Below are 12,965 nucleotides of genomic sequence, written 5' to 3' on the forward strand. Positions count from 1 at the left end.
CGGGGATGAGGAGGAGCCGGCGATCGCCGGGAGTCAGATAAAGGTGATCATGCATCACCGGCCGATTGAGGCGCTGACCGCAGTGACAAAACGGCCACTCCGCCGGTGTGTGCAAGGCGACGCCCGCCGGACTTGAGGGTTCCGGCGGGCGTCGACAGTGCGGTAGGGCTCAGCCGAGGGTGAACCTCTCCCAGGAGCTGATGACCGGGCCATTGGCGATCAGTGGCTTGCTGCCCGCGCCGTCCGCGCTGACGTACTTGTTGTTGACAGCGGCCTTGAAGCTGACGGTGCCGTCACTGCTGCGGACCATTGTGAACCGCTCCCAGGTGCTGGCCGTCGGTGCGTTCGCGATCAGCGGCTTGGCGCCAGCGCCGTCGGCGGACACGAAGTGGTTGTTGACCCGGGCGAGAAGGCCGACCTGTCCGTTGCCGAGATCCACCACGTCGAACCGCTCCCAGGTGCTGGCGGTCGCCGCGCTCGCGATCAACGGCTTGGTCCCCGCGCCGTCGGCGCTGACGAAACGACCGTTGACCTGCGCCTTCAGTGACCGGTTCGCGTCCGGTACGACGACCAGGAGGAACTTCTCCCAGGTGCCGATGGAGGGTCGGCTGGCGCTCAGCGGAATGGCGCCGCCGACGTCCGCGGTCACGTACTGGCTGGTGATGGGGGTCTGGAGGCTGACGGTGCCGTCGGCGTTGCGTACCAGCGTGAACGTCTCGCGTACGTTCACGACGGCGCTGTCCGCGGTCAACGTGGCGAGGTCGGACTGGGCGACGGCGACGTAGCGACCGGCCGCCCGGGAGAAGAGGGCGACCTTGCCGTTGCCGGCGTCCGCCAGGTCGAACTGCGCGATCGCGTTCGGTTCGGCCTGGTTCGGTCGAAGCCCGCGGCCTTTCTCGTAGCTCACGTAGCGGCGGTTGGACAGGGCGCGCAGACCCACCGTTCCGGTCGGCCGCAGCATACTGATCGGCCTGTTGTGAGCCGCCGACCGACCGTCGGTGCCGGTGACGGTGACGGTGACGAGGTAGTTGCCCGGGTTCGCGTAGGTGTGCGAGGAGATCGGGCTGGACTGGGTGACGAGGCTGCCGTCGCCGAACGAGAACTTGTAGGACGCGATCGGGTTGGGGCCGGGGGTGGAGGCGGACGCGTCAACTCTCACCGAGCGCGCCTGGATGTTCAGGGCGACGTCGAACGACACAACCGGGGCGCGGACGCCCTCCACGGTTCCACGGTCGGCGTAGGGGACCGGGCCGGCGCCGGTGTCCGGCACGGTCGGGTCGTCGATACGCGGCGAGCCGGCGCGGTCGAGGGTCGGGTAACCGGGGGCGGCCGAGTTCGCCGAGTCGATGTCGTCCCGGGCCTGTCCCGTCTCGCGGTCGTGCGCGGCCTGGCCGGAGGCGGCCCGGAACGCGGCGAGGCCCATCCGGGTGTTCCAGGCGTAGATCTCCGGGGAGTCGTTGTAGGAGTGGTAGGCGTTGTTGTAGTCGACCACCGTCTTCCCGACGGCATCGCCGTAGACGCCGATCTCGACACCGTTGATGAACGACGGCTCGCAGTAGGCCTGGTAGAAGAAGCCGTTCGTGATCAGCACGTTGTTCTGTACGGAAACGCCGGACGAGGCCCCGTCGACGCGGATGCCGTCGCGGCAGCGGTCCCTGACGGTGTTGTTGGTGATCGCCGTGCCGGTGGCCCCGTTGTTGTGCACGCCGTGGCCGCCGCCCCGGGAAATCAGGTTGTTGGCCACCACGGTGCCGGCCGCGGCAGGCCCGAGCGCGAGCGCCGCGCTGGTGAAGCCGTCGATGCGGCCACCGACGTACGAGTTGCCCGGTCCGTCGATCCGGACGCCGACCGTGTCACCGGGAAGGTTTTCGTTGGGATAGCCCTCCACTGTCGTTCCTTGGATGTCCACGTCACTGCTCGCGGCGTCCATGGTGATGCCGGCGCTTGCGGTCAACCCACTGACGGTGATCTTCGAGAGGCTCGAGGAGGTCACGCCGGCGAACCGGATCACCGGTGACGTCGCGGGCTTGTCCAGGGCGTAGGTGCCGCCCCGGATGGTGAGGCCCGAGGAGTTGCGCGAATCCAGGGCCGGCACGTCGCCCGACCCGACGACGCGGAGGTTCTGGAGCACCACATCGTGCTGGCCGTCGATCACGAAGCCGGCCGTCGCACCGACCAGGGTGGCCGCGGAACTGGAGGTGGTGACGAAAGTTACCGGCTGCTCCGGCGTGCCGGACGTGCCGATCGTGACGCGCTCCGGGTAGTTGCCGCCGCCGATGTCGACGGTCTGCCCGCCGGTGACGATCGCTGCTGCGGCTCCGATGGTGCAGAACGGCTGGGCCAAGGTGCCCGGGAACTGGTCCGAGCAGTTGGCGGGGGGATTCTGCCGGACGTAGAGCGTCGTCGGAGCGGCCGCCTGGGCGGGCAGCGCGGTGCCCACCAGGGTGCCGCTGGTCAGTAAGGCGGTCGCGAGACCGGCGAAGAAGGATTTACGCATGCTGGCCTCGAAAAGGAGGAGGATCCGGCGACGCCGGGAGTCAGATAGGGCGATTCTGCTTGATCGACAAGTGGGGTGCTGACCTGGGTGACAAAACGGCCACCCGTCACTCGTACGCGACGACGCCCGCCAGACCGTGCGGCCTGGCGGGCGTCGAGGTGGTGATTCGGCTCAGCCGAGGGTGAACTTCTCCCAGGTGCTGATGGCCGGGCCGTTGGCGATCAGCGGCTTGGTGCCCGCGCCGTCGGCGCTGACGTACTTGCTGTTGATGCCGGCCTTGAAGCTGACCGTGCCGTCGCTGTTGCGGACCATGGTGAACCGTTCCCAGGTGCTGATGGCCGGGCCGTTGGCGATCAGCGGCTTGGTGCCCGCGCCGTCGGCGGAGACGAAGCGGCTGTTGGCGCGGGCGAAGAGGGCGATCTGACCGCTACCGAGGTCGGCGATGTCGAACCGCTCCCAACTGCCGACGGTCGCCGCGCTCGCGATCAGCGGCTTCACACCGGCACCGTCGGCCATCACGAAGCGGCCGTTCACGCTGGCCTTCAGCGACCTGTTCGCGTCCGCGACCGGAACCTGAGCGAACTTCTCCGAGGCGCTGATGGTGGACCGGCTGGCGCTCATCGAGACGGTGCCGCTGGCGTCGGCGGTGACGTACAGGTTGTTGCTGGCCTTGAGGCTGACGGTGCCGTCACTGTTGCGGACGACAGTGAACTTCTCCGGCGTGCCGACCACCTGGCCCGCGGCGTTCAGGGACTCGTTGGCCGACTGCGTCACGTAGCGGCCGTTGGACCGCGCGACGAGGGCCACCTGGCCGTTGCCGGCGTCCCCCAGGTCGTACTGCGCGGCGGCGGTCAACCCGGCCTGGTTCGGCAGGAGAGCCGACGTGGACGTGGCCACGTAGCGACGGTTCGACATCGCGAGCAGGCCCACGGAAGCGGTCCGCCGCAGCACGCTGACCTGCTCGGTGCTGCTGCCGGACAGGCCGTCGGTTCCGATGGGGCTGACGGTGACGTTGTAGGTGCCCGGCTTGGCGTACTTGTGCGTGGCGATCGGACTGGTGTGGCGGGTGGAGATTCCGTCGCCCCAGCTGACGTCGTAATCACGGATCGGGACGAAGCCCGGCGTCGAGGCGGAGGCGTCCACCCTGACCGTGCTCGTGGCGAGGTCCACTGTGGCGTCGAAGGAGGACACCGGGTGTTTGATGGACTCGGCAGCGCCACGGTCGGCGTACGCGATCGGGCCGGTGCCGGTGTTCGCCACTGCCGGATCGTCCCGGCGTGGCTTGCCCTCGGTGTCGAGATCCTGGTAGCCGGGCGCCGTCGAGTTCGCCGAGTCGACATTTTCCCGGACATCCGAGGTGTACCGGTCGTGTGCGGCCTGCCCGGAGACGGTGCGGAACTGGGCGAGGCCCATCCTGGTTCCGTTCCACGAGTAGCCGGTCCCGGACGTGGACTGGTGCCAGGTGTTGTTGTAATCGATCACCGTGCTGCTCAGCGCGGCGTCGTGGACCGCGATCTCAGCGCCCTCGGGAGCCTGCGGGTCGCAGTAGCCCTGGTTGAAGGCGGCGTTGTTGCGGAGCACGCTGTTCTGCACCGAGACCTGCGACGATGCGCCGTCGACCCGGATGCCGCCCAGGCAGCGGTCCTGGATCTCGTTGTTGGCGATGGCAGTGCCCACGGCGCCGCGGTTGTGGATGCCGTATCCGATCCCGCCCTTGATCCGGTTGTTGGCGATCACCGTCCCGGCGGCGGCAGGGCCCACCGAGATGGCAGCTCCGGAGAAGCCGGCGACATCGCCGTCGATGATCGTGCTGCGCGGCCCCTCGACTCGAATGCCCACGCCGCTATCGGCGGCGACGTGGTTCGGGGCGGTCGACACCAGCGTGTTGCTAACGCGCACGTCGCTGGTGGAGGCATCCATCGTCAATCCGTCGGCGAGCGCCGCTCCGGTGGCGATGAGGCCATCCAGCCATGTCCACGTCGCATTGGCGAGTCGGATGGCGGGCGCGGTGGCGACGTTCGCCATGGTGAATCTGCCACCCGCGACCACTACGTTCGAGGCGTTCCGCAGATCGAGGGCGGGCACGTCGGCAGACCCACTGACATTGATTTCCTGGATATAGATGTCGTGCTGGCCGTCGACGACCAGCCCCGCGTTCGGACCGACGAGCGTCACCGGGGTACGAGAATTCCGGGCCTTGAAGGCGATCCCTGCCTCTGGTGTGCCAGAGCTGGTGATGGTGACGCGCTCGGCGTAGGTGCCGCCGTCGATCCAGACCTCCCCGGGGGCGGTCACCACGGCGGCTGCGGCACCGATCGTGCAGAACGGCGTGTCGTCGGAGCCGGGCCCCTGGTCGGAGCAGTTCGCGTCGGCCTGATTGACGTGCAGAAGCATCACAGGGTCGTCTGCCTGGGCGGGTGCGCCGGTGGCCAGAAGGGTGCCGCCGGTCACCGCGATCGCGGTGAGGCCGGCGAGGGATCTTCTACGCATGCATGCCTCTGTCGTGAAGGTGGGATTCGGCTTCGCCGGAGATCAGATGGAGACCATGATCCGATACCGGCTGGTAGCTGTGCCGCCCCGGGCGACAAAACGGCCACTCGGCCCCAGCGGCACCCGCCCTGGCCTGCCGGCCGCACGGGCCGCCGGGTAGGAGAGAATGAGGCACGTGACGACGATCCCCAACGTGCTGGCCAACCGGTACGCCTCGCCCGAACTGGTCGCCCTCTGGTCCCCGGAGGAGAAGGTCCGGATGGAGCGGCGGCTCTGGCTCGCCGTTCTCCGCGCTCAGCGAGACCTGGGAGTGCCGGTGCCGGACGGCGTTGTCGAGGCGTACGAGCGGGTGCTCGACCAGGTCGACCTCGCCTCGATCGCCGAGCGGGAGCGGGTCACCCGGCACGACGTGAAGGCCCGGATCGAGGAGTTCAGCGCGCTCGCCGGGCACGAGCACGTGCACAAGGGGATGACCTCCCGGGACCTCACCGAGAACGTCGAGCAGCTCCAGGTGCGCGCCTCACTGGAGCTGATCCGTGACCGGGTGGTCGCCACCCTGGCCCGGTTGGCCTGGCTGGCCCACGAGCACTCCGAGCTGGTGATGACCGGCCGGTCGCACAACGTGGCGGCGCAGGCCACCACGTTGGGCAAGCGCTTCGCGTCGGCGGCCGAGGAACTGCTGATCGCGTACGAACGGCTGGAGGAGCTGATCGCCCGCTACCCGCTGCGGGGGATCAAGGGACCGGTCGGCACTGCCGCCGACCAGCTCGACCTCTTCGACGGTGACGCCGACAAGGTGGCCGAGTTGGAGCGGCGGGTCGCCGAGCACCTGGGCTTCTCCCGGGTGCTGGACAGCGTCGGGCAGGTCTATCCGCGCTCGCTCGACTTCGACGTGCTGGCCGCGCTGGCCCAGACGGCAGCCGCGCCGTCCTCGCTGGCCACCACGATCCGGTTGATGGTCGGCCAGGAGCTGGCGACCGAGGGCTTCAAGCCGGGTCAGGTGGGTTCCAGCGCGATGCCGCACAAGATGAACACCCGTTCCTCGGAGCGGGTGAACGGCTTCGCCGTGATCATCCGGGGTTACCTGTCGATGGTCGGCGAGCTGGCCGGTGACCAGTGGAACGAGGGGGACGTGTCCTGCTCGGTGGTCCGCCGGGTGGCGCTGCCGGACGCGTTCTTCGCCGCCGACGGGCTGTTCCAGACGTTCCTCACAGTGCTCGACGAGTTCGGGTCGTACCCGGCAGTGATCAACCGGGAGCTGGAGCGGTTCCTGCCGTTCCTGGCCACCACGAAGATCCTGGTCGCGGCGGTCCGGCGAGGCGTCGGCCGGGAGGTCGCCCACGAGGTGATCAAGGAGCACGCGGTGGCGGTGGCCCTGGCGATGCGCGAGAAGGGCTCGCCGGAGAACGACCTCTTCGACCGCCTGGCAGCGGACGGCCGACTCGGCCTGTCCCGCGCTGACATCGACACCCTGGTCGCCGACCGCAACGCCTTCGTGGGCGCCGCCCAGGCCCAGGTGGCAGCGGTGACGAGCCGCATCACCACTGTGGTGACGGCCCACCCGAACGCCGCCACCTACAGCCCACCCCCCATCCTCTAGCTCTAACCCCACCCGGTGGGGTCGGTGGGTGGGCGGGGTCATTCGCCGGTTGGGGTTTCTGCTGCGGTGCGGAGGTTGGGGGCGCTGGCGGGTTCGGCGATGCCGCCGAGGGATTCGGCGAAGGCCGGGTCGGTGGCGGTCTCCGCCGCGACCGCCGGCTGGTCGGCCGGCATGACCTCGGGCATCTTGGGTACGGCGACCACTGCCGTCCCGTAAGCGCAGATCTCCATCCACATCTCGCCGCAGTCCCGGCTGTCGAACCGCATGCCGATCACCGCGTTCGCGCCGATCCGGAGGGCCTCCTCGCCGAGGCGGGTCACCGAGTCGGTGCGCCACCGGGTCAGGTTGTCCGGGGCCATCGGGTCGTACGCGCCACCGCGCAGGTTCTTCACACCCTCGCGGTACGGGTTGCGCGTCCTGGCCATCGATGACACCACCTCACCGAGAATCTGGCGGATCTCGTAGCCGGGCAGTTGCTCTGTCGTCACGACCAGCACGGTTCCGATGCTGTCAGGAGTGGCGCGACGCGATCGGGTGCATTGTTCACCTGATCGGATGCTGCAAAACGACGCGGCGCGGACGGCCGGCACGTGGCCGACCATCCGCGCCGAGCGGGGCGCTAACCGTCAGACACCGGCCACCGAGGTGATCCAGGCCCGGTTGTACGCGACGCTGCCGTAGTTCTGGATGCTCGACCCGTCGGCGGTGGAGGCGACGCCGACCTGCTGACCGTTGTAGAACTGCGGGCCGCCGGAGTCACCGCGCCAGGCGTTGCCGTTGATCCGGGTGCTGCGGATCGCCTGGCCGCCGTACGCGTCGGTGGCGCCGTTGCTGGTCACCCGGACGGTGGCGGTCTTGAGCTGGGTGGACGCCGAGCAGCCGCTGTAGCAGGTCATGCCCCAGCCGTAGATCGAGTTCGTCGAGTTGATCGGCGGGTTGCTGCTGGCCAGGCTGACCGCGGAGGTGCTGACGGTGCTGGAGAGCCGCATGAGCGCGAGGTCGTTGCGGGTGTAGGTGGCGCTGACCGTGCGGGTGACCCCGCCGGAGGTGCGGTTCACGCTTCCGACGCGCACCGACATGGTGCCGCTGATGCAGTGCCGGGCGGTGAGCACCCACTGCGCGGCGATGACGCTGCCGGAGCAGGTGAACGAGCCGTTGCTGAGCACCGCGGCGGCCCAGGGGGCGGACGAGACGGTGCCGCCGCCGATGATGGGTTGCGGGCCGGCGGGAGCGGCGGACGCGGCGGACGTGACGCCGAGGGCGCCGACCAGCGCGGTGCTGAGTACGGCGAGCAGGGGGCGGATGCGCATCGGGTGGACTCCTTGGACGGGGCGGGCCCGGGGTCGCCGGGCGCGGGCGGTGCCGGACGGCGGGGGTTCCCGTCGCCGGCAGATCGACCTACATCGATGTAGAGTAGGGTGCGACGCGATCGTTATCAAGCAGGTCATCGAGGTTGCCCAATGTAACGATTCGGCCACCCGCCGCGCCGTGTATGTCCTGCTAGGGCCACCTGTAGCGCCTGACGTGTCACCCTGAGCGTCAGTAATGTCGATCACTGCCTGAACCGCACCCGGCCGGTGCGTCCGCGGCGATATCTGCCAGGTACGCTGGCTGCGCTCGCCCATTTGTGGGTCGGCACCCAACTGCGTACACAGTCAGGAGTGCCCAGTGCCTCGCGTCGTCGTCGACGTCATGCTCAAGCCCGAGATCCTTGATCCGCAGGGCCAGGCCGTCGCAAACGCGCTGCCCCGGCTCGGCGTCGGTGACGTCGCCTCGGTTCGGATCGGCAGGCGCATCGAGATCGAGTTCACCGGTGAACCGGACCTGGACCGCGCCCGGGAGATTGCCGACAAGCTGCTCGCCAACCCGGTCATCGAGGACTTCACCGTCCGCGTGGTCGAGGCCGACGAGACCGCGGACACCCGCTCGTGACCGCCCGGGTCGGTGTGGTCACCTTCCCCGGCTCGCTGGACGACGGGGACGCGGCCCGGGCCGTCCGGATCGCCGGCGCTGAGCCGGTCCGGCTCTGGCACGGCGATCCGGAACTGCACGGTGTCGACGCGGTCGTCCTGCCCGGCGGTTTCTCCTACGGGGACTACCTGCGGTGCGGCGCCATCGCCCGGTTCGCCCCGGTGATGGAGACGATCGTGGACGCCGCCCGGGGTGGCCTGCCGGTGCTCGGCATCTGCAACGGCTTCCAGATCCTCTGCGAGGCGCACCTGCTGCCCGGCGCGCTCACCCGCAACCAGCACCTGCACTTCCGCAACCGGGACCAGGTCCTGCGCATCGAATCGGCCGGGACGGCGTGGACCAACGCGTTCCAGCCCGGCCAGGAGGTGCTCATCCCGGTCAAGAACGGCGAGGGCTGCTACGTCGCGGACACCGCGACGCTGGACCAGCTCGAAGCCGAAGGTCGGGTGGTCGCCCGCTACGTCGGCGGCAACCCCAACGGGTCCCAGCGGGACATCGCCGCGATCACCAACGCCGCCGGCAACGTGGTCGGCATCATGCCGCACCCCGAGCACGCGGTGGAGGCGCTCACCGGCCCTTCGCTGGACGGCCTCGGCTTCTTCACGTCGGTCCTCAAGCACCTGGTCGGGGCGCCGGCATGAGTGCGAGGAGCGGGTTCGGCGGGCACGAGCGCAGCGAGGAGAGGTCATGACCACCCATCCGGATCCGGTACGGGACACGCCGGAGGCGTACTCCGCCCCGGCGCAGCCGTCCCAGCCGAGCCCCGCGCAGCCGGCCGCACCGGCGACCGCTCCCGCCCAGCCGGCCGCCGCCGTCTGGACCGAGGGCGTGGACACCGTTCCGCGCGCCGGTGGCACCCCGGGCGAGCTTCAGCCGTACACCGAGCTGGGCCTGCGCGACGACGAGTACGACCGGATCCGGCAGATCCTCGGTCGCCGGCCCACGCAGTCCGAGCTGGCGATGTATTCGATCATGTGGAGCGAGCACTGCTCCTACAAGTCGAGCAAGGTGCACCTGCGCCAGTTCGGCGAGAAGGCCCCGCACAGCGACCGGCTGCTCGCCGGCATCGGTGAGAACGCCGGTGTCGTGCAGATCTCGGACGAGCTGGCGGTGACCTTCAAGGTCGAGTCGCACAACCACCCGAGCTTCGTCGAGCCGTACCAGGGCGCGGCGACCGGCGTCGGCGGCATCGTCCGGGACATCCTCGCCATGGGCGCCCGCCCGGTCGCGGTGATGGACCCGCTGCGCTTCGGTGCCGCGGACCACCCGGACACCGCCCGGGTGCTCACCGGCGTGGTCGCCGGAGTGGGCGGCTACGGCAACTGCCTGGGCCTGCCCAACATCGGTGGCGAGCTGGTCTTCGACCCCTCCTACCAGGGCAACCCGTTGCTCAACGCGCTCTGCCTGGGCGTGCTGCCGGTCAACCGGCTGCAGAACAAGGCCGCCGCCGGGCCGGGCAACGTTGTCGTCCTGATGGGCGCCAAGACCGGCCGTGACGGCATCGGCGGCGTGTCGGTGCTGGCCAGCGCCACCTTCGACGAGGGCAGCGAGGCGCGCCGACCCGCCGTGCAGGTCGGCGACCCGTTCACCGAGAAGCTGCTGATCGAGGCGTGCCTCGAGCTGTACGACGGCCAACTTGTCGTCGGCATCCAGGACCTCGGCGGCGCCGGCCTGACCTGCGCGCTCACCGAGACCGCCGCCGCTGCCGGCACCGGCATGCGGGTCTGGTTGGAGCGGGTGCCGCTGCGCGAGCCCTCGATGGACCCGCACGAGATCCTGGCCAGCGAGTCGCAGGAGCGGATGCTGCTGGTCGTCGAGCCGGACAAGCTCGACGCGGTGCTCAAGACCTGCGAGAAGTGGGGTGTTCTCGCCACCGCGATCGGTGAGGTCACCGCACCCGAGCCGGACGGCCGCCCGGGTCGCCTGCTGATCACCTGGCAGGACCACCTGGTCGTCGACGTGCCGCCGGGTTCGCTGGTGGACGACGGCCCGGTCTACGCCCGCCCGATGCGCGAGCCGGCCGACCTGATCCTGCTCCAGGCCGACCGGGCCGAGACGCTGCCCCGCCCGGCCGACCCGGACGCGCTGCGGGAGACCGTGCTGCGCATGATCGCGTCGCCGAACCTGGCCGACAAGACCTGGGTCACCGAGCAGTACGACCGCTACGTGCTGGGCAACACGGTGCTCGCGCAGCCGGAGGACGGCGGCGTGATCCGGATCGACGAGCGGACCGGCCTCGGTGTGGCGCTGTCGGTCGACGGCAACGGCCGGTACACCCGACTGGACCCGTACAACGGCACCAAGCTGGCCCTGGCCGAGGCGTACCGGAACGTCGCGGTGACCGGCGCGAAGCCGATCGCCGTGACCAACTGCCTCAACTTCGGCTCCCCGGAGGACCCGGGCGTGATGTGGCAGTTCGCCGAGGCCGTGCGCGGCCTGGCGGACGGCTGCCTGGAGCTGGGCATCCCGGTGACCGGCGGCAACGTCAGCTTCTACAACCAGACCGGCGCGGCGGCCATCCACCCGACCCCGGTTGTCGGCGTGCTGGGCGTGCTGGACAACGTCGCCGACCGGGTGCCGATGGGCTTCGTGCCGCGCGCCGCTGGCGACCACGACCAGCTCTACCTGCTCGGCGAGACGAACGTGGAGCTGTCCGGCTCGGAGTGGGCCTGGGTGACGCACGAGCACCTCGGTGGTATTCCGCCGCAGGTCGACCTTCTCCGCGAGAAGGCGCTCGCCGAGCTGCTGGCCGAGGCAGCCCGCGTCGGTCACCTGGCCTCCGCGCACGACCTCTCCGACGGTGGTCTCGCCCAGAGCCTGGTCGAGTCCTGCCTGCGTCGCGGCGTCGGTGCCCGGGTCGCGGTGCCGGAGCAGTTCGCCGAGGGCTCGATGCCGTTCGTCTACCTGTTCAGCGAGTCCGCCACGCGGGCGCTGGTCTCGGTGCCGCGCGGCCACGACAAAGCGTTCGCGGCGCTCTGCGCCGAGCGGGGCGTGCCGTTCGAGCTGATCGGCGTCACCGACCCGTCCGGTGGGGCGCTCGAGGTGCACGGCCAGTTCCGGATCGGCCTGGACGAGCTGCGTACCGCGCACACCGAGACGTTGCCGCGCCTCTTCGGGGGTTCGGCGTCCGTCGAGGTGCCCGCGCCGGCTGCCGGCGTGGCGGGTGCGGTCGAGGCCGTCCCGTTGCCGGGCGAGCCGGCCGAGCCGGTCGACGCGGCCGAGGTGGTCTCCGAGCCGATCGCATCCTCGGGTCCGTCTCCGGAGACCGGCGCGGTCGAGCCGATCGGGTCAGAGCAGCCGGGCGAGGTGTCCGAGCCTGACTCCGGTGTCACCGAGCCGTCGCCTGACGAGCGCTGAGGCGTTGACGGCCGCCGTCTACGGCCAGCCCGGATCGGGTGCCCGGTTCGACTGGGGGCTGACCGGGGCGGCCGAACTCGGCCGGGTCTGTGCGGCGCTGGTGGTGGTGGACGTTCTCTCGTTCACCACCGCCGTGGAGGTGGCGGTCGCCCGGGGGATGCGGGTGCACCCGTTCCCCTGGGGTGAGCAGGCGGCCGAGTACGCCGTCCGGGTCGGTGCGACCGCTGCGGTCGGGCGACGGCAGACGACCACGGAACATCCGTGGTCGCTCTCGCCCGCCGCGCTGAGCAGCGCACCGGTGGTGGCGGACCTCGTGCTGCCCTCCCCGAACGGCTCGGCCATCAGCGCCGCCGCCAGCGCCACCGGCCTGCCGGTGGTCGCGGCGTGCCTGCGCAACGCGCGCGCCGTCGGGCACTGGCTGCGCCGCCAGGGGTACGGCACGCTGGACGCCCCGATCGGCGTGATCGCCTCGGGGGAACGGTGGCCGGACGGGTCGCTGCGACCGTCGGTGGAGGACCAACTCGGTGCCGCCTCGGTGCTGGACGCCCTCTCCGGTGTGCCCGGTGGGCTCTCGGTGGAGGCGGCCATGGCGCTCGCCGCGCTGGCGAGCACTCCGGATCTGCCCGCTGCGGTGCGCGGCAGCGTCTCCGGACGGGAGTTGACCGAGAGCGGCTTCGCCGCGGACGTGGACGTCGCCGTCCGGATCGGCGTGTCGGACGTCGTGCCGGTGCTCCACCAGGGTGTCTTCTCCGCCGCCTGACCGCGCCTGACTGCGCCTGACCGCGCCTGACCGCATCTGACTGCGCCTGACCGCGCCGCGCGCTCCCTGTGATCAACTCGGCTTTCCGGAAGTCGCGGTGTCCAGGTCTCCGGGATGGCCCGACTTCACCGATCGCGAGTGGGTCTTGCAGCGAAAACGGCCACCCGGATCTCCGGGTGGCCGTTTTCATGTGCTGTGGTGGGGTCAGTCGTCCAGCCAGTCGAGGCGGCGACCGCCGCGCTCGGTCGGCGGCGGGGTGTCCGGTCGGTTCCGCCCGGCGGGCTGGCCGA

At 70.4% G+C, this 12,965-nt stretch carries 9 protein-coding genes; 5 read left to right on the forward strand and 4 right to left on the reverse strand.

Annotated elements, in window-relative coordinates; all coding sequences use genetic code 11:
• Window positions 1–169: 169 nt before the first annotated feature.
• Entirely contained in the window at window positions 170–2,497 is a 2,328-nt protein-coding gene (locus ABZU43_RS01900) for a PKD domain-containing protein (RefSeq protein WP_355004706.1), read from the reverse strand.
• A gap of 171 nt (window positions 2,498–2,668) precedes the next feature.
• The gene (locus ABZU43_RS01905) at window positions 2,669–4,987 is read right to left on the reverse strand and encodes a right-handed parallel beta-helix repeat-containing protein (RefSeq protein WP_355004707.1); all 2,319 of its coding nucleotides are present in this window, start codon (window positions 4,985–4,987) and stop codon (window positions 2,669–2,671) included.
• A 175-nt stretch (window positions 4,988–5,162) separates the two neighbouring features.
• Here ABZU43_RS01905 and purB point away from each other — a divergent pair, with 175 nt between their 5' ends.
• A complete protein-coding gene (gene purB / locus ABZU43_RS01910; protein WP_238689259.1) occupies window positions 5,163–6,587 on the forward strand; it encodes an adenylosuccinate lyase in 1,425 nt (474 codons plus the stop codon).
• Window positions 6,588–6,625: 38 nt separating this feature from the next.
• Here the strand turns inward: purB and ABZU43_RS01915 are convergent, their stop codons facing one another.
• Both ABZU43_RS01915 and ABZU43_RS01920 read right to left on the reverse strand, forming a co-directional pair.
• Complete coding sequence (locus tag ABZU43_RS01915) at window positions 6,626–7,189, reverse strand: YbjQ family protein (protein WP_355004708.1); 564 nt, start codon at window positions 7,187–7,189, stop codon at window positions 6,626–6,628.
• Window positions 7,190–7,213: 24 nt separating this feature from the next.
• Window positions 7,214–7,897 (reverse strand): trypsin-like serine protease, encoded by a 684-nt coding sequence (locus tag ABZU43_RS01920; protein WP_355004709.1) that lies wholly within the window; start codon window positions 7,895–7,897, stop codon window positions 7,214–7,216.
• Between the two features lie 358 nt (window positions 7,898–8,255).
• Between ABZU43_RS01920 and purS the strand changes: the two genes are divergently transcribed.
• From purS to ABZU43_RS01940, 4 genes are read left to right on the forward strand one after another with little or no spacing between them, the layout of a single operon-like run.
• On the forward strand, window positions 8,256–8,519 hold the full coding sequence (gene purS, locus ABZU43_RS01925; RefSeq protein ID WP_355004710.1) for a phosphoribosylformylglycinamidine synthase subunit PurS: 264 nt from the start codon (window positions 8,256–8,258) through the stop codon (window positions 8,517–8,519).
• Window positions 8,516–9,199, forward strand: coding sequence for a phosphoribosylformylglycinamidine synthase subunit PurQ (purQ, locus tag ABZU43_RS01930; protein WP_091396055.1), 684 nt, complete (start codon window positions 8,516–8,518; stop codon window positions 9,197–9,199). The genes purS and purQ overlap by 4 nt, the downstream gene beginning before the upstream one ends.
• Before the next feature lie 46 nt (window positions 9,200–9,245).
• A complete protein-coding gene (purL, locus tag ABZU43_RS01935) occupies window positions 9,246–11,915 on the forward strand; it encodes a phosphoribosylformylglycinamidine synthase subunit PurL (protein ID WP_355004711.1) in 2,670 nt (889 codons plus the stop codon).
• A 4-nt stretch (window positions 11,916–11,919) separates the two neighbouring features.
• Entirely contained in the window at window positions 11,920–12,675 is a 756-nt protein-coding gene (locus ABZU43_RS01940) for a 2-phosphosulfolactate phosphatase (RefSeq protein WP_355005170.1), read from the forward strand.
• Window positions 12,676–12,965: the final 290 nt, after the last annotated feature.

The sequence above is a fragment of the Micromonospora sp. NPDC005205 genome (genome assembly GCF_040608275.1).
In the GTDB taxonomy this organism is placed as follows: Bacteria; Actinomycetota; Actinomycetes; order Mycobacteriales; family Micromonosporaceae; genus Micromonospora.

Excerpts from the sequence above, each read along its gene's own strand:
- ABZU43_RS01900 (WP_355004706.1), bottom strand. The coding sequence starts at position 2,497 with ATGCGTAAATCCTTCTTCGCCGGTCTCGCGACCGCCTTACTGACCAGC.
- ABZU43_RS01905 (WP_355004707.1), bottom strand. The coding sequence starts at position 4,987 with ATGCGTAGAAGATCCCTCGCCGGCCTCACCGCGATCGCGGTGACCGGC.
- ABZU43_RS01915 (WP_355004708.1), bottom strand. The coding sequence starts at position 7,189 with ATGGTCGGCCACGTGCCGGCCGTCCGCGCCGCGTCGTTTTGCAGCATC.
- ABZU43_RS01920 (WP_355004709.1), bottom strand. The coding sequence starts at position 7,897 with ATGCGCATCCGCCCCCTGCTCGCCGTACTCAGCACCGCGCTGGTCGGC.
- purL (WP_355004711.1), top strand. The coding sequence starts at position 9,246 with ATGACCACCCATCCGGATCCGGTACGGGACACGCCGGAGGCGTACTCC.